This is a genomic window from Chenggangzhangella methanolivorans (assembly GCF_042648545.1).
Taxonomy (GTDB): domain Bacteria; phylum Pseudomonadota; class Alphaproteobacteria; order Rhizobiales; family Methylopilaceae; genus Methylopila; species Methylopila methanolivorans.
Genome location: NZ_JBHRXS010000016.1, coordinates 406414 through 429504, shown reverse-complemented (window position 1 = coordinate 429504; position 23091 = coordinate 406414). Strand labels below are relative to the sequence as shown.

19 protein-coding genes are annotated in these 23091 nt (G+C 69.4%); 11 read left to right on the top strand and 8 right to left on the bottom strand.

Translation table 11 applies throughout. From position 1 onward, the window contains the following. The first annotated feature begins 105 nt into the window (after positions 1–105). From polA to ACFOWB_RS23900, 4 genes are all read left to right on the top strand, one after another. Entirely contained in the window at positions 106–3120 is a 3015-nt protein-coding gene (gene polA, locus ACFOWB_RS23915; RefSeq protein ID WP_378149784.1) for a DNA polymerase I, read from the top strand. 389 nt (positions 3121–3509) lie between these two features. Beyond that, on the top strand, positions 3510–4991 hold the full coding sequence (locus tag ACFOWB_RS23910) for a hypothetical protein (protein ID WP_378149782.1): 1482 nt from the start codon (positions 3510–3512) through the stop codon (positions 4989–4991). A gap of 39 nt (positions 4992–5030) precedes the next feature. Next, positions 5031–5315: a hypothetical protein gene (locus ACFOWB_RS23905; protein WP_261404815.1), complete on the top strand. Its 285-nt coding sequence runs from the start codon at positions 5031–5033 to the stop codon at positions 5313–5315. Between the two features lie 62 nt (positions 5316–5377). After that, positions 5378–5725 carry a hypothetical protein gene (locus ACFOWB_RS23900; protein ID WP_261404814.1) on the top strand — a complete coding sequence of 116 codons (348 nt, stop codon included), beginning with the start codon at positions 5378–5380 and terminating at the stop codon, positions 5723–5725. A 213-nt stretch (positions 5726–5938) separates the two neighbouring features. Here the strand turns inward: ACFOWB_RS23900 and eutC are convergent, their stop codons facing one another. From eutC to ACFOWB_RS23885, 3 genes are all read right to left on the bottom strand, one after another. After that, positions 5939–6733, bottom strand: coding sequence for an ethanolamine ammonia-lyase subunit EutC (gene eutC, locus ACFOWB_RS23895; protein ID WP_261404813.1), 795 nt, complete (start codon positions 6731–6733; stop codon positions 5939–5941). Positions 6734–6738: 5 nt separating this feature from the next. Next, positions 6739–8136: an ethanolamine ammonia-lyase subunit EutB gene (locus tag ACFOWB_RS23890; protein WP_261404812.1), complete on the bottom strand. Its 1398-nt coding sequence runs from the start codon at positions 8134–8136 to the stop codon at positions 6739–6741. Between the two features lie 156 nt (positions 8137–8292). After that, the gene (locus ACFOWB_RS23885) at positions 8293–9261 is read right to left on the bottom strand and encodes a tyrosine recombinase XerC (RefSeq protein ID WP_261404811.1); all 969 of its coding nucleotides are present in this window, start codon (positions 9259–9261) and stop codon (positions 8293–8295) included. Between the two features lie 166 nt (positions 9262–9427). On the opposite strand from ACFOWB_RS23885, the gene ACFOWB_RS23880 reads away from it, so the two are divergent. Next, positions 9428–10084: a hypothetical protein gene (locus tag ACFOWB_RS23880; RefSeq protein ID WP_261404810.1), complete on the top strand. Its 657-nt coding sequence runs from the start codon at positions 9428–9430 to the stop codon at positions 10082–10084. A gap of 77 nt (positions 10085–10161) precedes the next feature. Here the strand turns inward: ACFOWB_RS23880 and ACFOWB_RS23875 are convergent, their stop codons facing one another. Further along, on the bottom strand, positions 10162–10545 hold the full coding sequence (locus tag ACFOWB_RS23875; protein WP_261404809.1) for a DUF1236 domain-containing protein: 384 nt from the start codon (positions 10543–10545) through the stop codon (positions 10162–10164). A 222-nt stretch (positions 10546–10767) separates the two neighbouring features. Between ACFOWB_RS23875 and ACFOWB_RS23870 the strand changes: the two genes are divergently transcribed. After that, on the top strand, positions 10768–11298 hold the full coding sequence (locus tag ACFOWB_RS23870) for a dihydrofolate reductase family protein (protein ID WP_261404808.1): 531 nt from the start codon (positions 10768–10770) through the stop codon (positions 11296–11298). Between the two features lie 175 nt (positions 11299–11473). On the opposite strand, the gene fsa is transcribed toward ACFOWB_RS23870, so the two are convergent. Next, entirely contained in the window at positions 11474–12130 is a 657-nt protein-coding gene (gene fsa, locus ACFOWB_RS23865) for a fructose-6-phosphate aldolase (protein WP_261404807.1), read from the bottom strand. 96 nt (positions 12131–12226) lie between these two features. Continuing rightward, positions 12227–12766: a hypothetical protein gene (locus ACFOWB_RS23860; protein WP_261404806.1), complete on the bottom strand. Its 540-nt coding sequence runs from the start codon at positions 12764–12766 to the stop codon at positions 12227–12229. Positions 12767–12908: 142 nt separating this feature from the next. On the opposite strand from ACFOWB_RS23860, the gene ACFOWB_RS23855 reads away from it, so the two are divergent. Then, positions 12909–15089: a primosomal protein N' gene (locus tag ACFOWB_RS23855; RefSeq protein WP_378149850.1), complete on the top strand. Its 2181-nt coding sequence runs from the start codon at positions 12909–12911 to the stop codon at positions 15087–15089. A gap of 51 nt (positions 15090–15140) precedes the next feature. Here the strand turns inward: ACFOWB_RS23855 and ACFOWB_RS23850 are convergent, their stop codons facing one another. Together ACFOWB_RS23850 and ACFOWB_RS23845 are read right to left on the bottom strand one after the other, a co-directional pair. Continuing rightward, entirely contained in the window at positions 15141–16520 is a 1380-nt protein-coding gene (locus tag ACFOWB_RS23850; protein WP_261404805.1) for a zinc-dependent metalloprotease family protein, read from the bottom strand. A gap of 399 nt (positions 16521–16919) precedes the next feature. After that, on the bottom strand, positions 16920–18152 hold the full coding sequence (locus tag ACFOWB_RS23845) for a M12 family metallo-peptidase (RefSeq protein ID WP_378149775.1): 1233 nt from the start codon (positions 18150–18152) through the stop codon (positions 16920–16922). Between the two features lie 473 nt (positions 18153–18625). Here ACFOWB_RS23845 and ACFOWB_RS23840 point away from each other — a divergent pair, with 473 nt between their 5' ends. Genes ACFOWB_RS23840 through atpD form a run of 4 tightly spaced genes read left to right on the top strand, consistent with a single transcriptional unit; the run spans position 18626 to position 23049 of the window. Then, positions 18626–19156, top strand: coding sequence for a F0F1 ATP synthase subunit delta (locus ACFOWB_RS23840; RefSeq protein ID WP_261404803.1), 531 nt, complete (start codon positions 18626–18628; stop codon positions 19154–19156). Next, positions 19156–20685: a F0F1 ATP synthase subunit alpha gene (atpA, locus tag ACFOWB_RS23835; RefSeq protein WP_261404802.1), complete on the top strand. Its 1530-nt coding sequence runs from the start codon at positions 19156–19158 to the stop codon at positions 20683–20685. Before ACFOWB_RS23840 ends, atpA begins: the two co-directional genes overlap by 1 nt. A gap of 35 nt (positions 20686–20720) precedes the next feature. Next, on the top strand, positions 20721–21605 hold the full coding sequence (locus ACFOWB_RS23830) for a F0F1 ATP synthase subunit gamma (protein WP_378149772.1): 885 nt from the start codon (positions 20721–20723) through the stop codon (positions 21603–21605). Between the two features lie 25 nt (positions 21606–21630). Beyond that, entirely contained in the window at positions 21631–23049 is a 1419-nt protein-coding gene (atpD, locus tag ACFOWB_RS23825; protein ID WP_261404801.1) for a F0F1 ATP synthase subunit beta, read from the top strand. Positions 23050–23091 lie beyond the last annotated feature (42 nt).

Below are 23091 nucleotides of genomic sequence, written 5' to 3'. Positions count from 1 at the left end.
CCGCGCCGGACCCGTCCCTGCGGGGAGACGCGCGATCGACGCGCAGCCTTCCCTTCGCGGCCCCGCCGCTTATAGTCCCGGCCCGACCCGCCGGGACCCGTCCGCATGCCAAGCCGCCCTGTCGCCAAAGGCGACCACGTCGTCCTCGTGGACGGCTCGTCCTACATTTTCCGGGCGTTTCACGCGCTTCCGCCCCTGACGCGCCCCTCCGACGGGCTGCCCGTCGGCGCGGTCTCGGGCTTCTGCAACATGCTGTGGAAGTTGCTGCGCGACGCCGGCTGGGTGGACCCGACGCATCTCGCCGTGATCTTCGACAAGTCCGAGGTCACGTTCCGCAAGGACTTCTACGCCGAGTACAAGTCCAACCGCTCGGACCCGCCCGAAGACCTCGTCCCGCAGTTCCCGCTGATCCGGCACGCGACGCGCGCCTTCTCGATCGCAGCCCTCGAACAGGGCGGCTACGAGGCCGACGACCTGATCGCGACCTATGCGCGGCTGGCGAGCGAAGCCGGCGCGGAGGTGACGATCGTCGGCTCTGACAAGGATCTGTTCCAGCTCGTCGGCGGCCTCGTGACGATGCTCGATCCGGTGAAGGACAAGCGCATCGGCCCCGACGAGGTGTTCGAGAAATTCGGCGTCGGGCCGGAAAAGATGATCGACCTGCAGGCGCTCGCCGGCGACAGCGTCGACAACGTGCCGGGGGTTCCGGGCATCGGCGCCAAGACCGCGGCGCAGCTGCTGGAGGAATACGGAGACCTCGAGACGCTGCTGGAGCGCGCCGCCGAGATCAAGCAGCCGAAACGCCGCGAGAACCTGATCGCCAACGCCGATCTCGCGCGGGTGTCGAAGCGGCTCGTCACGCTCGAGCAAAACGTGCCGCTCGACGTGCCGCTCGAAGATCTCGGCGTCGACGAGCCGAACCCGTCGCGGCTCATCGCCTTCCTCAAGGCCATGGAGTTTTCGACGCTGACCCGCCGCGTCGCCGAGGCGACCGGGGTCGAGATCTCGTCGGTGACGCCGGACGCCGAGATGATGTCGGGCAAGCGGCAGGCGGCCGCCGAGCCTGAAGGCGAAGGCGCGCCCAAGGCCGCGACCGCGGAGTCGCGCGAATATCGCCCCGCCGAGGGCCGCGCCCGCAAGGGCATGGATTACGTCGCCCCGACCGCCCACGAGGGCGGCGCCGGGGCGAGCATCGAAGGCGCGACCCCGCAGGATCTCGCGGCGGCCCGCCGCGCCGAGGCCTCCTCGGCCGCGATCGACCGTAGCTCTTACGAGACCATCACCGACGTCGGCCGCCTCGCGCAGTGGATCGAGGCCGCGCGCGACCATGGGCTGGTGGCGTTCGACACCGAGACCAGCGGGATCGATCCGATGACCGCCGACCTCGTCGGCGTGTCGCTCGCGATCGAGCCGGGGCTCGCGGCCTATGTGCCGCTCGGCCATCTTTCGGCCGCTGGCGACCTGCTGTCGGAGCCGGGCCAGGGGCTCGGCGGGCTGGTCGAGGGCCAGATCCCCGCGGCCGAAGCGCTGACGCTGCTGAAGGAGCTGCTCGAGGACGCCTCCGTGCTCAAGGTGGGGCAGGGGATCAAGTTCGATCTCACGATCATGAGCCGGCTCGGGATCTCGGTCGCGCCCTATGACGACACGATGCTGATGTCCTATGCGCTCGACAGCGGCCTCGGCGCGCAGGGGCTCGACGAGCTCTCCCGCCGCCATCTCGGCCATGCGCCGATCACCTATGACGAGGTGACAGGCACGGGGCGTGCGCGGGTCGGGTTCGCGCAGGTCTCGATCGAGAAGGCGACGGCTTACGCGGCCGAAGACGCCGATCTCGCCATCCGGCTCTGGCGCCTGTTCAAGGCGCGGCTCGTCGCCGAGCGCATGACGAGCGTCTACGAAACGCTGGAGCGCCCGCTGCCGGCCGTGCTCTCGGCCATGGAGCAGCGCGGCGTCTCGATCGAGCGCTCGATGCTGTCGCGGCTTTCGGGCGAGCTCGCCCAGCGCATGGGGGCGCTCGAAAGCGAGATCCACGAACTCGCCGGCGAGCCGTTCAATCTCGGGAGCCCGAAGCAGCTCGGCGACATCCTGTTCGGCAAGATGCAGCTTCCGGGCGCGAAGAAGACCAAGACCGGCGCCTGGGGCACGGCCGCGGGCGTGCTGGAAGATCTCGCCGCGCAGGGCCACGAGCTGCCGGCGCGCATTCTCGACTGGCGCCAGCTCTCGAAGTTGAAGTCGACCTACGCCGACGCGCTGCCGACCTATCTCCACAAGGAGACCGGCCGCGTCCACACCACCTACCAGCTCGCCGCCACCACGACGGGACGGCTCTCGTCGACCGAGCCCAACCTGCAGAACATTCCGGTGCGCACCGAAGAGGGCCGCAAGATCCGCGCGGCCTTCGTGGCGCCGCAGGGCAAGAAGATCGTCTCGGCCGACTACAGCCAGATCGAGCTCCGGATCCTGGCGCACATGGCCGACATCCCGCAGCTGGCCCAGGCCTTCGAGGACGGCATGGACATTCACGCGATGACGGCGTCCGAAATGTTCGGCGTGCCGGTCGAGGGCATGGACCCGCAGACGCGGCGCCGCGCCAAGGCGATCAACTTCGGCATCATCTACGGCATTTCGGCCTTCGGGCTCGCCAACCAATTGGGCATCGGGCGCGAAGAGGCCGGGCAGTACATCAAGACCTACTTCGAGCGCTTCCCCGGCATCCGCGACTACATGGAGGAGACCAAGGAGGCCTGCCGCCGCGACGGCTACGTCACCACGATCTTCGGCCGCAAGTGCCACTACCCGTCGATCAAGGCCTCGAACCCGGCCGAGCGCGCCTTCAACGAGCGCGCCGCCATCAACGCGCCGATTCAAGGGTCCGCCGCCGACGTGATCCGCCGCGCGATGATCCGGATGGACGGCGCGCTCGAAGCCGCAGGCCTTTCGGCCCGCATGCTGCTGCAGGTCCATGACGAGCTGATCTTCGAGGTCGAGGACGGCGAGGTCGAGAAGACGCTGCCGGTCATCACCAAGGTGATGGCGGAGGCGCCCATGCCCGCCAAGGCGCTTCGCGTGCCGCTGCTCGTCGAGGCCAAGGCCGAGGCGAGCTGGGAGGAGGCGCACTAAAGCGCGACGGTTCAAATCGAGCCGCAGCCGTCATGCCCGCGCCCGTTCAGGTCGGCTGTCGCCGATCTGAACCATTTTTGGTGAGGAACTCGACGACAGCCGAGTTCCTTGCGGGCATCCACGACTTCGGCGTAGCGCTCGACGATCTCAGCAAGTCGTGGATGCCCGGCTGCCGCCGGGCATGACGGCGGTGTGCAAACAGCGCTCGGTGACGAGGCTGCGAACGTCGAAGACGCGGCTGCGCGTGTCGGTTGAGTTTTTCCCGCCGGCCCCAGCCTGTCAGGCCGCCGTCAGTGGGCGCAAATCATTGACGGATCTCGGCTATTCGTTCTCCTCATCGTCCGCTCACTCGGCTATGTCCCGAGATGTCAAAGGACATGGAGACCCGCGTGACGCCTGCCGCTTTCGCCCAAGACCCTTCCCATCGCCGGCTGCTGATCGTCCTCGGTCTCGCGCAGCTCGCATTGGCCGCGGTGGTGGTCGCAGCGCAGGCCTATTTCGTTTACGCCGCCGACGACCAGAGTTCGCCGGCCGGGCTCTACGAGGTCGCGAGCCAGATCTTCGTCGCGCTGTTCGCGCTCGGCGTCGGCATTGCGGGCCGGGGCTCGTTCGAGACGCGCGCGCCGCTGCTCGCCGTCGGCGCGGTGTTCGCCGCGATCGTCGCGCATGAAATCATCTACTGGCGCGTCGAGACGGCGCTCGAGGACTGGAGCGCGCTCGGCCTGTGGGTCGCGGCCTCGCTCGCCCTCGTGTTCGTGTCGCGTCGGCGACGCCTCTCCCGCGCCGCGGCGCTGCTGCTTGCGGTCGCCGCGGTCTCGAAGCTCGCGGCCATTGGAGCCGACATCGCCGACGAAGGCTCGTTCGCCGAGGCGCCGAGCCTCGCCGCGCTGTCCTGGACCTATCTGTTGTCGACCGCCCTTTCGGCCGCCGCCCTCCAGCTCGGCTTCCTGCATCTGGCCTCGCGGCCCGTGGGCTCGCTCGCCGAGCGCCTCGGCTTCTCGCGCGAGCATGGGGTCGGCGCGCATGTCGCGGGCGTGATCGCGGACATGCGCTACAAGGCCTGGGCGCGGGCCAATCCCGGCAAAAACTACGGCGACTACTATGGCGCGCGGCTTTCGGCCCGGCTCGCCCGCGGCGGCCGTCATCGCACGCTCGGCGCCGTGGCCCGTCCCGTCGAGGCGGGCGAGGACGCGCGCCGCTGGGCGGCCGAGGAGTTCGCCGGCCGGGGGCTGTCGCATCGCGACTGGTTCTTCGCCCGCGGCGTCGAGCCCAGCATGGTCTGCGTCGACTACGGCTGCGGGAGCCTGCGGGTCGGCCAGCACTTCATCCGGCGGCTTGCGGCCGGGAACTGGTTCGGCCTCGACGTCGTCGACCGGTTCTGGAAGGACGGCCTGACCCTGATCGAGCCCGAGACGATCGCCGAAAAGCGCCCGGGCTTCGCGACCATCGGCCCCGAGGGGCTCGCCAAGGCCGAGGCCCTGCGGCCGGACCTCGTCTACTCCACCGCCGTCATGCAGCACGTGCCCCCGGCGGAGCTGAGCGTCTATGTCGGCAATCTCGCGCGGATCGCGGGCGAAAGCGGCGTGGTCTGCGCCAACTTCAAGCGCATGGCGGCGACGCGGCGCATCGGCCCGAACGCCTGGGCGCTTTCGGCCGCGGAGGTCGCGCGCGCCGTCGAAGCGGCGGGCGAAGGCTCGTCCTTCGTCATCGAGGACGACGGGGCCGAGCCCGGCGAGGACTTCGCCAAGGCGACGCTGGTCATGGCGCGCGACCCGGCGGCGCTCGGCCGCTGGGCGAGGCGGCCTCTGCCGGGATATGGTTTCGCCGAGACGCCCGCGGCCCCGACGCGCGAAGGGCCGGCGGCGTCCTGAGCGGGAGGCCCTCGCCTCCCTCTCGTGAAAGCGGCGCCCATGGACAGACACCACCACATCCTCAACGCCGCCTCGAACCTCCTCGGCATCTCGCTGGTGATCGTCACGGGGCTGAGGGTCTCGGGCCACGGCAAGGAGACGTTCTCCGACGAGATCGCCTGCGTGTCGGCGCTCTGCTTCGGCGCGAGCTGCCTGCTGTCCTACGCGGCGATCCGGCGCGACGGCGCGGCGCACGGGCTCGAGCGCTGGGCCGACCGCGTGTTTCTCGCGGGCCTCGTCTCGTCGCTGGCGGCGGTCGCGCTCATCGTGTTCGAGACGGCGTGAGCCGCCCTTGACCCGGCGCTCGACAGCGCGAACTTTAGGCTCACGTCCTCACGAGGCCACGCATGCGCATTCCGCTCGTCGTTCTGATGACCCTTCTTCCGGCTGCGGCCTTCGCGGCCGACGCGCCGCGCCGGCTCGGCCAGGCGCATTACGCGACCGGCGAGGTCACGGTCGAGCGCGCGCTGCCGCCGCGCGGCGTGATCGTCGAGAAGCGCGCCGGGCAGAAGCTGCGCGTGACAGACGGCGACGGCATGCCGATGTCGCGCTCCTTCGTGATGTCGAACCCGCCGCGCCGCGTCGAGGAACGGGTCTATTTCCGTGACGACGAGCCGGCCCTGCGCCGTCCCTTCGCGCTCTATGGCGGCTTCTACGGCCTCGACCGCTGGGGCGTCGGCCGCGAGGACGAGTGAGAGCGTCGTTAGGGGCGGCTGAACCCTAGCCGTGGAGCGTGTTTGGAGGCGCCGAAACCTCGACCATCCCGGCGTCGTGAGAGGCGCCGGAACCGCAGCCGTCATGCCCGAGCTTTGCCCGGGTATCCACGACTTCGGCGTCGCGCTCCACGATCCCGGAAAGTCGCGGACGCCCGGCCGCCGCCGGGCATGACGGCGGCGCTGATTTGAGTTTTATCCGCCGCCCGGCAGCGCCTCTTTGGGCGGGGCGGCGAGCGCGTCGACGTCGTCCTTGAGCTTCACGCCTGTCAGGCCGAGCCTCAGCGCCGAGGTCGCGAGCCACGCCAGCTTGTCGGCGGCCTGCGCATAGGTGAGGCCGCCCTTGCCGTGGACGTTCGAGATGCAGTTGCGCTCGTGGTCGCGCCGCCCGCGCTTCGGGCCGAAGGTGAGATAGACGCCGAGGCTCTCGGCGACCGAAAGCCCCGGCCGCTCGCCGATCAGCACCGCCACCAGCTTCGCCCCCAGCCGCTCGCCGACGTCGTCGCCGAGCGCGACGCGTGCCTGGCTCGCCAGAACCACGGGCGCGACTTTCAGGCCCGAGATCCGCTCCATGCAGGCGTGGACGAGGTTCGCGGCGTGCATCTGGACCGCGGTCGCCGACAGGCCGTCGGCGATCACGAAGGCGACGTCGGCGCCGGTTTCGGCGGCGTCGAGCGCGGAGGCGCTCTCGCGGTCGAGTTTCCGGCCGAGATCCGGGCGGCGCAGATATTCGGCGCGGCCGGCGGCCTCGCTCGTGACGCGGAGGCACTCGAGCGGCTTCAGCGCGGCCTCCAGCGCGTCGATGTCGAGCGGCGCGTGCACCGCGTCGCGCGCCATGGCGTGGGCCTGCTGAAACTCGAGCACGGCCGAAAGCGGCATCGCGTCGCCGCTGCGCCCGAGCCCGACGCGGGCCGCGGTCGCCGCGCGCAGCGCTTTCCAGGGATCCTGGGGACGAGGATCGGTCGGGCGGGAGTTGGGGAGATCGTCCATCGGCGTCAGGCCACCAGGCTCGGATGGTCGAGCAGCCGCGAGACCCGCGGATCCTTGAGGCCGAGCTCGCGGATGCGGCCGTCCGGCGTCGTCATGTCCATCCGCGCGAGCCACGCCTCGAACTCCGGCGCGGGGCGCACGCCGAGCGTCGAGCGCAGGTGCAGCACGTCGTGGAACGACAGGCTCTGATAGTTGAGCATGATGTCGTCGGAGCCCGGCACCGCGATCAGGAAGGTGCAGCCTGCGACCGTCAGGAGGGTCATCAGGTTGTCCATGTCGTCCTGGTCGGCCTCGGCGTGGTTGGTGTAGCAGACGTCGCAGCCCATCGGCAGGCCGAGCAGCTTGCCGCAGAAGTGGTCCTCGAGGCCGGCGCGCACGATCTGCTTGCCGTCATAGAGATATTCCGGACCGATGAAGCCCACGACCGTGTTGACGATGAGCGGATCGTAGGCGCGCGCCACCGCATAGGCGCGGACCTCCATGGTCTGCTGATCGACGCCGTGATGGGCGTCGGCCGAAAGCGCGGAGCCCTGGCCGGTCTCGAAATACATGACGTTCTGGCCGACCGTGCCGCGCTTGAGCGCAAGACCGGCCTGATGCGCCTCCTTGAGGACGCCAAGGTCGACGCCGAACGAGCGATTGGCGCCTTCCGAGCCCGCCACCGACTGGAACACGAGATCGACCGGCGCGCCGCGCTGCATGATCTCGATGGCGTTGGTGACATGGGTCAGCACGCAGGTCTGCGCCGGGATGTCGTAGTGCAGGCGGAGTTCGTCGAGCATCCGCATCAGCGCGATGGCGTTCGGCACGTTGTCGGTCGCCGGGTTGATGCCGATCACGGCGTCGCCGACGCCGTAGAGCAGGCCGTCCAGCACCGAGACCGCGACGCCGCGCGGATCGTCGGTCGGGTGGTTGGGCTGGAGGCGCGTCGCGAGCCGCCCCTCGAGGCCGAGCGTGGTGCGGAAGGCGGTGACGACCCGGCATTTGCGCGCGACCGCGATGAGGTCCTGGTTGCGCATGAGCTTCGAGACGGCCGCCACCATCTCGGGCGTCAGCCCTGGGGCGAGCGCGGCGAGCGCCGCGGAGTCCGCCTCGTGGCTCAGCAGCCAGTCCCGGAAGCCCCCGACGGTGAGGTGGGAGACCGGCGCGAAGGCCTCCGCGTCGTGGGTGTCGACGATGAGGCGGGTGACCTCGTCGTCCTCGTAGGGGATCACGGCCTCGTCGAGGAAATGCTTGAGCGGCAGGTCCGCGAGCGCGTAGCGGGCGGCGACGCGGCGGGCGTCGGTCTCGGCCGCAAGCCCCGCGAGCTCGTCGCCCGAGCGGCGCGGCGAGGCGCAGGCCAGCGCCTGCTTCAGATCGTCGAACACATGGCGTTCGCCGCCAAGATCAGCCTTCAGGGGCATGCCCGGTCTCTCCCGTCCGCAGCGCGCAGACTCTCAATACCGTGAAGCAAGCCGCGGTCCAGATGCCCGCGACGCCAAAGCCCTCAAAAACGCGTCGAAAGTCCGCCGATGCGCCGCGCCGCGCAGCGTCGGGCGCCGCGCGATTGGGCGCCGGCGTCAGCCGCCCGCCCGCGCGCGGGGGTGGAAGGTGGCGTGGATCGCGGTGAGGCGGGCGGCGTCGACCTCGGTGTAGATCTGGGTCGTGGAGAGGCTGGCGTGGCCGAGCAGCTCCTGGATGGTCCTCAGATCGCCCCCTCGGCCCAGGAGATGGGTGGCGAAGGAGTGCCGCAGCGCATGCGGCGTCGCGCTGTCGGGCAGGCCGAGCCCGCCGCGCATCCGCGCGACCGCCGCCTGCACGATGCGCGCGTTGAGCGGGCCGCCCTTCACGCCGACGAACAGCGGACCGTTCGGCGGCAGATGCAGCGGGCATTGCGCGAGATAGTCCGCCACCGCCGCCTGCACGGTCGCGATCACCGGAAGCTGCCGGCGCTTGCCGCCCTTGCCCGTCACCTCGATGCGGTCGACGCCCGTGGTCGGGGCCTTGGCGCGGGTGAGCGACAGCGCCTCGGAGATGCGAAGCCCGCAACCATAGAGCAGCGACAGCACCGCGGCGTCGCGCGCCAGCACCCATTGCGGGCGCTCCTCGCCGGCGCGCTCGTCGGCGTCGACGATGCGGCAGGCGGCGGCGACCGGCAGGGGCTTGGGCAGGCTGCGCGCGATCTTGGGGCTGCGCACGGCGGAAAAGGCCGAGACCTCGCCGCGTCCCGTGCGCGCAAGATGGCGCGCGAAGGAGCGGGCGGCCGCGAGCCCGCGCATCAGCGAGCGGCTCGAGATGTCGTTCGCGCGCCGCGCCGCCATGAAGGCGCGCACGTCGCGCGGCGCGAGGCTCGTGACGTCGGCGAGCGAGGGCGGCGCGCCGAGATGATTGGTGAGGAAGCCGAGCAGAATGCGCACGTCGCGGCCATAGGCCTCGACGGTGTTCGGCGAGAGCCTGCGCTCGGCGCCGAGCCGCTGCAGCCAGTCGGCGTAAGCCGCGCGGACGTCGTCCGCTGCGGGAAGGAGAGCGTCGGCGAGGCCTGCGGTCATGGAGCCGATCCTAACGCCCCGGCGCTTAACCGGGCGTCACCGGCGGTCGCCCGGCGGACGCAGCAGAATGCCCGTTAAGCGAATGAATCTGGTGGCGGATGACATCTTGAGGTGGAACTCTCGGACCGAAATGGGCCGATGACCGGCGCCGCGGAGATCTCGAGACATGACCTGCCGCATCGTCGCCGTCGCCGTCGGGCTCTTATGTCTCGTCAGTCAAAGCCACGCCGCCCCGGACGAAGCAGCCGTGGTTGAAATCCGAGGCTCGGAAGCGGCCGCCGACAAGGCGGGGCAGGCGAAACCCTTCATCAAGGCGTTGAAGCCGTGCGGCTCGGCGGCGGATCTCTACATTTGCGCCAATGTCACCGCATCCGGAGACGCCACGACGCTCCTCCCTGCGAAATCGGTGAAATATCCCGGCAAGGGGGTCGCCACGGTGACGTGGCAGGGAAGCGTCTTCTGCGACATGCGCGGAGTTCTAAGCTCGTCGCCACTCGCAGAAACGTTCATCGACTACGAGTATTACGCTCATCTCGCCCTGACGACCGGAGCGACCACGTTTTCGGTCAACGAGCCGGGCAGCGCCTCGGTCGGCGAGAGATTTCATCTCTCGCTGTTCGCAAACGAGCCGCCGCCAGGGATGGTCCTCAACCGGACGTCTTCGACGCCCGTCACTCTGGTCAAGACTTACGAGATCAAAAAAGCGACGGAAGTCGCCCACCGTGTCGTCGCGATCCGCGACTGGCGAAAATTCGACGACGACGCCAACAATTTCTGCAATATCAACGGCGGCGCCATGTCCGTCACCTTCGTGCCGTACTGACGCCTGCAGCGGTTCCTCAACAAAAAACCCCTCGCGCAAGCAAGGGGTTTTTCCAATCGTTTGAAGATCCGTCAGCGTTACTGAACGACTTCGACGACCTTGCGCTTGGGGCTCACGATGTAGCGCTTCTCGTTGACGATCGTGTAGCTGTAGTCGCTGTCGGGAACCGCGTAGACCTCGACGCCTTCCGGCACGTCCGAGCCGACCGCGAGGTCGCCCTCGTAGCGGATCGAGGGCCGCTGCTCCTGCACCACATAGGTGCGGACTTCCTTCGGCGGAGCCACCGCCGTGCCGATCACCGCGCCGGCGACGCCGCCGACCGCGGCCCCGATCGGACCTCCCACCACGGCTCCCGTCACGGCGCCGCCGGCGGCGCCCGTCACGGTTCCTTCCTGAGCGATGGCCATCGCCGGCGCCGAAACGCCGAGCGCGACCGCAAGCGCAATAGAGCTGACCCGCATCGTCTCTGTTCTCCTGTGCCGCCCGCGGACAAACGCCGGTCGGGACCAAGAGTTCCCAAGACGATCGCCCGCGCGACGTCGCGGCGGAAATCGAAGTGGTCTTCGGACGCGCGCCGCTGCACTGAAGAAACCGCTCTTGCGCTCGCGGCCGCAGTCGAGCCGACCCGTGGCGAGCAGGCCCGCTTGCGCGTAGCCTCTCGACTCTCAAGGGGAACGGCCCGCATGGCGAAACTTGTCTATGCTTTGAACCAGTCGCTCGACGGCTATGTGGACCACGACGCGTTTGCGCCCGATGCCGAGCTGTTTCGCCACTTCATCGAGGACGTCGGGAGCGTTGCGGGCAGCCTCTATGGCCGGCGCATGTACGAGGTGATGCGCTACTGGGACGAGGAGCGCGCCGAATGGGGCGAGGCGGAGCGGAAGTACGCGGCGGCCTGGCGGGCGCAGCCGAAATGGGTCGTGTCGAGGTCGCTCGCCTCGGTCGGCCCGAACGCGACGCTGCTCGAGGGCGACCTCGAGGCTGCGGCGCGGGCGCTGAAGGCCAGGATCGACGGGGTGATCGAGGTGTCCGGGCCGGAGCTCGCCGCGAGCCTCGCCGATCTCGGCCTCGTGGACGAGTACCGGCTCTACGTCCACCCCGTCGTGCTGGGGAGCGGAAAGCCCTACTTCGCCGGCCCGCGGCCGAGGCTGCGCCTCGTCGCGCATGAGCGCGTCGGCGGAGAGGCTATCCGGCTGACCTACGTTCCGGCGTGAGGGGGCGGCCCGTCGTCAACCCACCGCCGTGATGACCGGCGGCGGCCGGGCATCCACGACTTACTGGGATCGTCGAGCGCTACGCCGAAGTCGTGCATACCCCCGCGAAGGCGCGGGTATGGCGCGGTGGAGAGGGCCGTGCTCAAACAAAGTCGCGCGGAGCGCGGCCCCAAAATCACTCGATGGTCTGGCCGGTCTTGGCCCAGTCGGCGACGAACTGCTCGAGGCCCTTGTCGGTCAGCGGGTGCTTCACCAGGCCCTTGAGCGTCGCGGGCGGCACGGTCGAGACGTCGGCGCCGGCCTTCGCGGCGTCCTTGACGTGGTTCACGGTGCGGATCGAGGCCGCCAGGATCTCGGTCGCGAAGTCCGGATAGTTATCGTAGATCGTGCGGATGTCCTGGATGAGCTCCATGCCGTCGACCCCGGCGTCGTCGAGGCGGCCGATGAAGGGCGACACGAAGGTCGCGCCGGCCTTGGCGGCGAGCAGCGCCTGAGGGGCCGAGAAGCAGAGCGTGACGTTGACCATCGTGCCGTCGTCGGTCAGCGCCTTGCAGGCCTTCAGCCCGTCCCAGGTGAGCGGCACCTTGACCGTGACGTTGTCGGCGATCTTCCGCAGGATTTCGGCCTGCTTCATCATGCCTTCGTAGTCGGTCGCCGCGACCTCGGCCGAGACCGGGCCTTCGACCACCTCGCAGATCTCCTTGATGATCTCCTTGAAGGGCCGGTTGGCCTTCAGCACCAGCGAGGGATTGGTGGTGACGCCGTCGAGGACGCCGAGCGCGGCGAGCTCCCGGATTTCCTTGACGTCGGCGGTGTCGACGAAAAACTTCATGGCGAAAGGGCCTCGTGTGAAACTTTCGATGGGGTCTCGCGCCACCAAGTGGCGCAGCGACCCGGCGGCCGCAAGGCGAAAGCGGCTCGTTTGAGCCTATTTCCAGCCGCCTTCGGGCCGGGCGCAGCCATAGGGCGGGATCATGCGCTCGAAACGCAGCTTGAGCTGCGCGCAGCCCCACTCGTTGACGGGGCCGGGCGCCCGCGAGTTCAGCTCGATGCCGATCTCGTCATAGGGGCTCTTCGTGTTGGTGACATAGGCCCACCATTTGTAGCCGAGGAACCCGACGCCGCCGATCAGCAGCGCGAGGCCGACCGAGACGCCCATTTGAAGCGGCGTCTGCTGCGGCGGCCTGGGACGTTCGGCCTCGGGCATGGCGGCGATGCGCTTCTCGCGGGCCGCGCCGATGCGCTCGATGATCAGGAGCGCGAGGCCAAGCCCCATCGCGCCGCCGCCGAGTTGGCCGAGCAGCGGCAAAATCTCTGGCTTGAAGCGGGCTCCGGGCAGCAGCGGCGTGACGAAATTCGCGCCGTCGCGCGCCCATGTCGAGATCCAGGACATGAAGCCGAGGCCCACGAGGCCGAAGAACAGGCAGATCCCGATCAGGGTCCTGAGCGACGCGAGTCGGCTTTTCATGGAGGCGTCTCCGCGGGATGCGCAATCGGGCAGGCGGTCGCCAAGTAGCACCGCGCGGGCGGCGCCGTCTCGCGGCGGCTTGACGCCCGCACATCGATGCGCCGATCACCCTGCGCTCTCGCCTGCGCGAAAGGCCGATCCGATTCCAAGCTCCGCCCCACGGTCCGTCGAAGTGCTGCTGCCGGTCGGGCTCGACCGGGCGCTCTCCTATGCGGTGCCGGACGGCCTCGAGCTTCAGCCCGGCGACGTCGTGGTCGCGCCGCTCGGAAACCGCTCCGAGGTCGGGGTCGTGTGGGACGGCGCGTCCGAAGTTTCCGCCGACATCCGGCTGAAGGCGCTCAAGGGACGGGTCGAGGTCGCGCCGCTGCCCGAGGCCATGCGCCGCTTCATCGACTGGGTGGCGGACTACACGCTCGCCCCGAAGGGCCAGGTGCTGCGCATGGCGCTCCGGGGCCTTGCGGCCGAAGACGGGCCGCGCGAGCCGAAGATGGGCGTGCGCGCCACCGGCTCCGCGCCGTCCCGCCCGACGGCGGCGCGCGAAAAGGCGCTCGCCGCCGCAGGCGGCGGGGAGGTCTTCGCAAAACCCCGCCTCGCCGAGGCCGCGGGCGTCTCGTCCTCGGTGATCGACGGGCTGGTGGCGGACGGCGCGCTCGAGCTTGCGCCTTTGCCGCCGCCCCCGCGGCCGGCCGCGCCCGATCCGTTCCGGCCGGGGCCGGCGCTGTCGCCCCATCAGGCCCACGCCGCCGAGGCGCTGCGCCGGGCGGTGGCGGACGGCCAGTTCCGGGCGGTGCTGCTCGACGGCGTCACCGGCTCGGGCAAGACCGAGGTCTATTGCGAGGCGGTGGCGGAGGCGCTGAGGCGCGGCCGCCAGGCGCTGGTGCTCGCGCCCGAGATCGCGCTCACCGTCCCGTTCCTCGACCGTTTCGCCAAGCGCTTCGGCGCGCGGCCCGCGGTCTGGCACGCGAGCGTCGGCGAGAAAGGCCGCGAGGCGGTGCGCCGCGGCGTCGCCGACGGCTCGGTCAAGGCCGTGGTGGCGGCGCGCTCGGGGCTGTTCCTGCCCTTCAAGGATCTCGGCGTCATCGTCGTCGACGAGGAGCACGACGGCGCCTACAAGCAGGAGGACGGCGTCTCCTACAACGCCCGCGACATGGCGGTGGTGCGCGGCCGGATCGAGCGCGCGGCCGTCATCCTTGCATCCGCCACGCCCTCGCTCGAGACCCGTCTCAACGCCGAGCGTGGCCGCTACGCCCGTCTCGTCTTGCCAGCGCGCTTCTCGGGGAGGGCGCTTCCCGAGATCGCCGCGATCGACATGCGCAAGGCCGGGCCGGAGCGGGGGCAATGGCTCGCGCCGCGGCTGGTTTCGGCGATGGCCGAGACCTTCGCCGCAGGCGAGCAGACGCTGCTGTTCCTCAATCGCCGGGGCTATGCGCCGCTGACGCTCTGCCGGCGCTGCGGGCATCGCATGAAATGCCCGAACTGCGCCGCCTGGCTCGTCGAGCACCGGTTCCGCGGCTGCCTCGTCTGCCATCATTGCGGCCATTCGGGCCCGACGCCGAGAAACTGCCCGGCCTGCGCGGCCGAGGACGCGCTGGTGGCGCTCGGCCCCGGAGTGGAGCGCATCCGCGACGAGGCGGCGGCGCGGTTTCCGCAGGCGCGCGTCTCGATCCTGTCGAGCGACCTGATGGGCGGCGGCGAAAAGCTCGCGGCCGAGCTCGACGCCATCGAGCGGGGCGAGGTCGACATCGTGATCGGCACGCAGATGGCGACCAAGGGCCACCATTTTCCGAAGCTCACGCTGGTCGGGGCGGTCGATTCCGACTTCGCGCTCGGGGCCGCCGATCCGCGCGCGGCCGAGCGGACGTTCCAGACGCTCCAGCAGGTGACGGGCCGCGCCGGCCGCGCCGAACGGCCGGGCAGGGCGCTGCTGCAGAGCTTCGCGCCCGACCACCCGGCGATCCGCGCGCTGGTGTCGAACGACCGGGAAGGGTTTTACGCCGTCGAGACCGCGGCGCGCGAGGCCGCGCTGATGCCGCCCTTCGGCCGGCTCGCGGCGGTCATCGTCTCCGCGCCGACCCGTGAGGGCGCCGAGGGCCACGCCCGGGCGCTCGCGCGCGCCGCGCCGAAGACCGATGAGGTGAGGGTGCTGGGGCCGGCCGAAGCCCCGCTCGCCATGGTGCGGGGCCGGCACCGGATGCGCCTGCTGGCGCAGGCGCCGCGCGGGATCGACCTCTCGGCCTTCATGCGCGACTGGATGGCGGCCGCGCCGCCGCCCCGCAACGGGGCGCGGGTCGCCGTGGACGTCGACCCGCAGAGCTTCGTCTGAGGCCGCCGCGCCTCTCAGGCGCGACGGCTGAGACCGGAGAGCGGGCCGAGCTTATTCGTCCGCCGCCGAAGCGGACGCCGTCTTCGAGGTCTTTTTGAGCTTCTTCTTGGCGCCGAGCGTGCCGCCGCGCGGGCGCACGTCCTGTGCGATCCAGCGGATCTCGTCGAGCCACCGCGCGGCGTCGGCCGCGCCCGGGCGGCCGGCCGGAACGCCGAACTTGCGGCCGTTCACCCAGAGCCTGGGCGAGGAGAACACCCGCTTGTACTCGCAGGCGACGCCGGCGTCCCAGCACTGGTTCTCGTAGGCCATCAGGTCCATGGCGCGGGCCGGCAGGCTGACATAGCCGAAATTGTACTGCCAGCTCGGGAACTCGGCGCCGTTCTCGTCCTTGGTGACGTAGCGGTCGTGGCGCAGGCCCATATTGTGCCCGACCTCGTGGGCGACCGTGTCGGCGTCGACGCAGGCGCCGCGCGAGACCTGGGCGAAGGTCCAGTCGCCGGCGCCTTCGGCCTGGGTGATGACCCAGGCGACGCCGCAATAGCCGCCGCCCTCGCGCAGCAGCACCACGAAGTCGGCGCCGACCTCGTCGCGCACCCGCCGGGCGTCGGCGAAGGAGGCGGAGTCCGCGCCGTTGCCGGTGATGTCGTAGAGCGGGGCGTTGTAGTCCTCGCGCGCGTCCTCGTCGTAATCGCCGGCCTGCGTCGTCTTGACGAGGCGCATGGTCATGCGCACGCCGCTCGCCCGGTAGGCCTCGTTGGTGATCGCGACCGCGAGGTCGATCTCGGCGCCGATGTCGGCGGAAGCCGCCGCCGCCTTGGCGGTGTAGACGAACATCACGTCGACCTTGGCGACGGTCCAGTCGTAGGGCACGTCCTTCTTGGACTTCTTGCCCTTCTTCGCCTTGTCGAGCGACACGCCGCCCGAGAGCGGCGCGACGATCTCGGGCCCGGCGGACGGGGTCTTGGAGCGGTCGGCTTCCGAGACCGAGTGGAGGACGCCGCCGAGCGGGCGGATCGCGTAGATCCGGCCCTTGTAGCGGACGCGGCCCGTGACCTTGCCCTTCGAGACGACGAGCGTCGCGTCGCCCTCGTCGCCGTCCTTGCCGACCTTTGCGTTGATCACCGAACCGCCGTTCGCGGCCGGCTCGACGTCCGACACCTTGAAGTCGGCCGACACGCCCGGGAACAGGCCGATGGTCAGCGTGCTCGCGACCTTGCCTTCGGCGACCGCGTCGGCGTTGACCGCGACGGCGCGGATGCGCGACACGCCCGCCGGAACGACCGTGGATTTGGGACGGGCGGCGGCCGCGGCGGCGAAATCGGCCTCTTTCGGCGTCGCGAACAGGTCGGCGCCGAAGGCGGCCGGGGCCCAAAGCGCGGCGAGCGCCGCCAGGGTCAGGCGGCGGGCGCCGCGAGACGACAGGATCGACATCGTTAACATCTCCCGGATCGGCGCTGGCGCCAAAGTCGCCGGAAGTCGTTAGCACGCTTGGGCTTTTGCGGAATGACAAGCGCGCGAGAGTGCTTAACCGTTAGGGTTAACGAAGCGCGCCGCGCAGGCTTTTTCTGATGGGGCGAGCGGGCTCGCGGTTCGCGATCGCCTGCCTGGCCGCCGGGGGACCGTTCCGACGCGGCGCTCCGAACGCGCGCTGTAATCGATCGTCGTCTTGGGCGAAGCCCCGAAAGACGGCCAAAGCCGCCGCTGACGCAGCCCGCCGGCGCGCGCGGCGACGGCCCGCCGGCCGCGCCGACTTCACAAGTGGGTGAGGCGCCGGTGCCCTGCTCGAGTCGGGAACGACGGCCCTCAGCGGGAAACGGCGAGCCGGGCGGTTCAGCGATAGGCCGCGATACCCTTCCGGGTCTCGTTCAGGCGGCGGGCGTTGTCGGCGGCGCCGGGCTTGCCCTGCTTGATCCCGAACTTCTTGCCCGCGACCTTCTTGTCGGGATCCGAGAAGGAGTTGACACGCTCGCAGTAGAGGCCCGCATCCGTGCACTCGTTCGAGTAGGCCATGATGCTGCGCTTCTGCTTGGCGAGGTTGGAGTAACCGAAGTTGTATTCGGTGTCCGGCGCCGGCTCCGAAACGTAGCGGTCGTGCCGCAGGCCCATATTGTGGCCGAGCTCGTGGGTCACGGTGTAGCCGGTGATGCAGCCGCGGGCGGTGGTGGAGTAGCCGTAACCCGCCGTCGAGGCGCTAGGCTCGTCGATGTACCAGGCGATGCCGCAATATTGCGTCCCCTCCTGGATCACCGCGACGAGATCCGCCTTCAGCTGGTTGCGCAGCTGATTGACGGGCTGGAACGGCGCCGTGTCGTTGGTGACGTCGTAGAGCACTTGCGCGAAGCCGCCGGTCAGCTCGTCGTAGCCGCTGACCCGCGTGGTCCCGACGAGCTTCAGCTTGATGCCGACGCCGCCCGCCTTGTAGGCCTCGTTGGCGAGGCTGACCGCGAGGTTGATATCCGAGACGATGTTGCTCGAGGCGGCCGCGGCCCGGTCGGTGTAGGCCATCAGCAGCGTGATCTTCACGTCGCCCTTGGCCTGAGGCTCGATTCCGGACTTCTTGGCGGGCTTCGCCCCGACGCCGCCCGGCGCGGGCGTGAGCGGCCCCTCGGGCGGAAGCTTGGCGCCGGAGATCTCCGCGACCTTGTGGGCCGCGCCCTTCACCTGCTCGATCCTGAACGTCTTGGTTCCGAGCCGCACCACCCCGACCACGCCGCCGTCGGCGAGCACGAGGGTCGCGGCGTCTGCTCCCGACGTGCCCGTCCACACCGTCCCGCCGCCGACCGCAGGCTCCGTTCCGGATGGCGCGAAGGTCGCCTCGGCGCCGGGGAAGAGCCTGATGCGCACCGGCTTGCCCGAGCTCAGCGCGTTGGGGTCGAGCGAGACGAGCGCCTCGCGCGTCGCGCCCGGGACGGGCCGGGCGTCGGCGATCGCCTGATGGGGCGCGATCGGAGCCAGCAGGTCCACGGCCTGGGCCTGGGCCTGGGCCTGGGCCTGCGCCGCGCAGGGCGCGGCCGCGCAGAAGATCGCCGCCGCGACCGCGACCTCGCGAATCCGACCAAACATTCGCTTTTCCCCGAAAACTCTCGATTCAACCCGCGGTAGGCTCTGCGATTTCCGGAGTCCGGGCAATCGGATTGCGTCGTTTCAGGCCCAACCTCGTGTTACTACTTACCGAACGCCGGAACGGCGGCGGCGGGACCGCGCGCCGCCCCAGGCCCCCCGCGCGCACGGGTCGCATCGCCCGATCGCCATGGCCCTTCGTCCGAGGAAGCCGAAAGGCCGGGGGCGCGATCACGCAACGCATTGATTAATTTCAAGCTTTTCGGTCTTCGTCACAGCTACGCCATGATGTTGCGCGCCGCTTCTCAGCATGATAGTGACCGCTGCGCTTGCGGGGAGAACCCCGCGGCGGGGGCGCGCGCCGCTTCCAAAATCAACGGGTTCGGGAGGTTCGGAGCTGTCGCTCCGGTTTCAGCCCCAGGCTCCAACCAGCGAGAGACGCTCGGGTGGCAGGTAAAGACACCATCGTGTCCGGAATGGCGGGTCGCTACGCGTCCGCGCTTTTCGATCTGGCCAAGGAACAGAGCGCGCTCGACGCGGTCTCCAAAGATCTCGACGTCGTGACGGCGGCCCTCGCCGAGAGCGAGGATCTGCGCCGCCTCATCAAGAGCCCGGTGTTCTCCGCCGAGGAGCAGGCCCGCGCCATGGGCGCGGTGCTGGACAAGCTCGGCGTCTCGGGCCTCACCGCCAATTTCGTGAAGCTGGTGGCCTCCAACCGCCGCCTCTTCGCGCTCGAGAGCATGATCCGCGGCTTCCGCGCGCTCGCCGCCGCCGACCGCGGCGCGACCACCGCCGAAGTGACGGTCGCCGAAGAGCTCTCCTCCCAGCGTCGCGACGAACTTGCGTCCGCGCTGAAGGAGATCACCGGCAAGACGGTCGACTTCGACGTGAAGGTCGATCCCAAGATTCTCGGCGGGCTCATCGTGCGGCTCGGCAGCCGCATGGTCGACGCCTCGCTCAAGACCAAGCTCAATTCGATCAAACTCGCTATGAAAGAGGTCGGCTGATGGACATTCGCGCCGCCGAGATCACCTCGATCCTCAAGGATCAGATCAAGAACTTCGGCCAGGAGGCTGAGGTCTCCGAGGTCGGTCAGGTGCTGTCGATCGGCGACGGCATCGCGCGCGTCTACGGCCTCGACAACGTCCAGTACGGCGAGATGGTCGAGTTCAAGGACGGCATCCGCGGGATGGCGCTCAACCTCGAGACCGACAATGTCGGCGTCGTGGTGTTCGGCTCCGACCGCGGCGTGTCGGAAGGCGACACCGTCAAGCGCACCGGCTCGATCGTGGACGTTCCCGTCGGCCGCGGCCTTCTCGGCCGCGTGGTCGACGCGCTCGGCAACCCGATCGACGGCAAGGGCCCGATCGAGGCGACCGAGCGTCGCCGCGTCGACGTGAAGGCGCCGGGCATCATCCCGCGCAAGTCCGTCCACGAGCCGATGCAGACGGGCATCAAGTCGATCGACGCGCTGATCCCGATCGGCCGCGGCCAGCGCGAGCTGATCATCGGCGACCGCCAGACCGGCAAGACCACGATCGCGCTCGACACCATCCTCAACCAGAAGTCGATCAACGCGGGCGACGACGAGAGCGCCAAGCTCTATTGCGTCTACGTCGCGGTCGGCCAGAAGCGCTCCACCGTCGCGCAGTTCGTGAAGGTGCTGGAAGAGAACGGCGCGCTCGAATATTCGATCATCATCGCGGCGACGGCGTCCGACCCCGCCCCGATGCAGTTCCTGGCGCCCTTCTCCGGCTGCGCCATGGGCGAGTACTTCCGCGACAACGGCATGCACGCGCTGATGGTCTATGACGACCTGTCCAAGCAGGCGGTGGCCTATCGCCAGATGTCGCTGCTGCTGCGCCGTCCGCCCGGCCGCGAGGCCTATCCGGGCGACGTGTTCTATCTCCACTCGCGTCTGCTGGAGCGCGCCGCCAAGCTCAACGACGAGCAGGGCGCCGGTTCGCTGACCGCGCTTCCGGTCATCGAGACGCAGGCCAACGACGTGTCGGCCTACATCCCGACCAACGTGATCTCGATCACCGACGGCCAGATCTTCCTCGAATCCGACCTGTTCTACCAGGGCGTCCGTCCGGCGGTGAACGTCGGCCTCTCGGTGTCGCGCGTCGGCTCCTCGGCCCAGATCAAGGCCATGAAGCAGGTGGCCGGCAAGATTAAGGGCGAGCTCGCGCAGTACCGCGAGATGGCGGCCTTCGCCCAGTTCGGCTCCGACCTCGACGCCTCGACCCAGCGCCTGCTGAACCGCGGCGCGCGCCTCACCGAGCTCCTTAAGCAGCCGGCCTTCTCGCCGCTGCGCGTCGAGGAGCAGGTCGTGGTGATCTACGCCGGCACCAACGGCTACCTGGACAAGCTGCCCGTCAACAAGGTCCGCAAGTACGAGGCCGAGCTCCTCGAGCACCTGAACTCGAGCGAGAAGGATCTGCTTGAGACCATCCGCAAGGACAAGGCGCTCAAGGACGAGACCATCGCGAAGGTGAAGTCGGTTCTCGACACCTTCTCGAAGTCGTTCGACTGAGCCTTTAGCCACTCAAGCGGAGTTCGAGCGCGCGCATGGCGAGCCTAAAGGACCTCAGGAACCGTATCGCCTCGGTCAAGGCGACGCAGAAGATCACCAAGGCCATGCAGATGGTGGCCGCGGCGAAGCTGCGCCGCGCCGAGACCGCGGCCGCGGCCGCGCGTCCCTACGCCGAGCGCATGGAGCGGGTGCTCTCGAACCTCGCGGCCGGCATGAAGGGCTCGCCGCTCGCGCCGAGGCTGATGGCCGGCACGGGCGACGACAAGCGCCACCTGCTCGTCGTCGTCACCGCCGACCGCGGCCTCTGCGGCGGCTTCAACTCCTCGATCTCGCGTCTGGCGCGCGATCACGCCCGCCGGCTTCTGGCGGAAGGCAAGCAGGTCGAGTTCCTGTGCGTCGGCCGCAAGGGCGCGGACATCCTGAAGCGCCAGTTCCCGGGCAAGATCGACGACGTCATCTCGCTGCGCGAGGTGAAGAGCGTCGGCTTCGACACCGCCACGATGATCGGCGAGCGCGTCCTCTCGATGTTCGAAGAGGACAAGTTCGACGTCGCGACGCTGTTCTATTCGAAGTTCAAGTCGGTGGTCAGCCAGATCCCGACCGCCCAGCAGATCGTCCCGGCGGAGCTTCCCGAAGAGGACGAGACCACGGACCTCCTGAAGGGCGCGGTCTACGAATACGAGCCGTCCGAAGAGGAGATCCTGGAGGAGCTGCTGCCGCGCAACGTCGCGATCCAGATCCTCAAGGCGCTGCTCGAGAACGCCGCTTCGGAGCAGGGCGCGCGCATGTCCGCGATGGACAACGCGACCCGCAACGCCGGCGACATGATCAAGCGGCTTTCGCTCGAATATAACCGAACCCGCCAGGCGCAGATCACCAAGGAGCTGATCGAGATCATCTCCGGCGCCGAGGCGCTCTGACGTCATTCCGACGAGGACCAACCCAATGACCGCACATGTCGGCCGCATCACCCAGGTCATCGGCGCCGTCGTCGACGTCCAGTTCGACGGCCATCTGCCCGAGATCCTGAACGCGCTCGAGACCAACAACAACAACTCGCGCCTGGTGCTGGAAGTCGCCCAGCACCTCGGCGAGTCGACGGTCCGCGCGATCGCGATGGACTCCACCGAAGGCCTCACCCGCGGCCAGCAGGTCTCCGACACCGGCGAACCGATCCTGGTTCCGGTCGGCGACGCCACGCTCGGGCGCATCCTGAACGTCATCGGCGAGCCGATCGACGAAGGTCAGCCGGTCCAGGGCGAGGGCAAGCGCCCGATCCACGCCCCGGCCCCGTCCTACGCCGAGCAGGCCACCGAGACCGAGATCCTCGTCACCGGCATCAAGGTCGTCGACCTGCTCGCGCCTTACGCCAAGGGCGGCAAGGTCGGCCTGTTCGGCGGCGCGGGCGTCGGCAAGACGGTGCTCATCCAGGAGCTCATCAACAACGTCGCGAAGGCCCATGGCGGCTATTCGGTGTTCGCCGGCGTCGGCGAGCGCACCCGCGAGGGCAACGACCTCTATCACGAGTTCATCGAGTCCGGCGTCAACCAGAAGGGCGGCGGCGAAGGCTCCAAATGCGCCCTCGTGTTCGGCCAGATGAACGAGCCCCCCGGGGCCCGCGCCCGCGTTGCGCTGACCGGCCTCACCATCGCCGAGCACTTCCGCGACAAGGGCCAGGACGTGCTGTTCTTCGTCGACAACATCTTCCGCTTCACCCAGGCGGGTTCGGAAGTGTCGGCGCTGCTCGGCCGCATCCCGTCGGCGGTGGGCTATCAGCCGACGCTCGCGACCGACATGGGCGCGCTGCAGGAGCGCATCACCACCACCAACAAAGGCTCGATCACGTCCGTGCAGGCGATCTACGTGCCGGCCGACGACCTGACCGACCCGGCCCCGGCCGCCTCCTTCGCCCATCTTGACGCCACGACCGTGCTCAACCGCTCGATCGCGGAAAAGGGCATCTACCCGGCGGTCGACCCGCTCGACTCGACCTCGCGCATTCTCTCCGCCGCGATCATCGGCGAGGAGCACTACGCGACCGCCCGCCGCGTGCAGGAGACGCTGCAGCGCTACAAGTCGCTGCAGGACATCATCGCGATCCTGGGCATGGACGAGCTTTCCGAAGAGGACAAGCTGACGGTGTCGCGCGCCCGCAAGGTCGAGCGCTTCCTCAGCCAGCCGTTCCACGTCGCCGAAATCTTCACCGGCTCGCCGGGCAAGTTCGTCGACCTCGCCGACACCATCAAGGGCTTCAAGGAGCTGGTGGAAGGCAAGCACGACGCGCTTCCGGAGGCCGCCTTCTACATGGTCGGCACCATCGAAGAGGCGATCGAGAAGGGCAAGAAGCTCGCCGAAGGCGCCTGAGCTTCTTGACTGGTCACGCGGGCCGCGAGCCGTCGCGGTCCG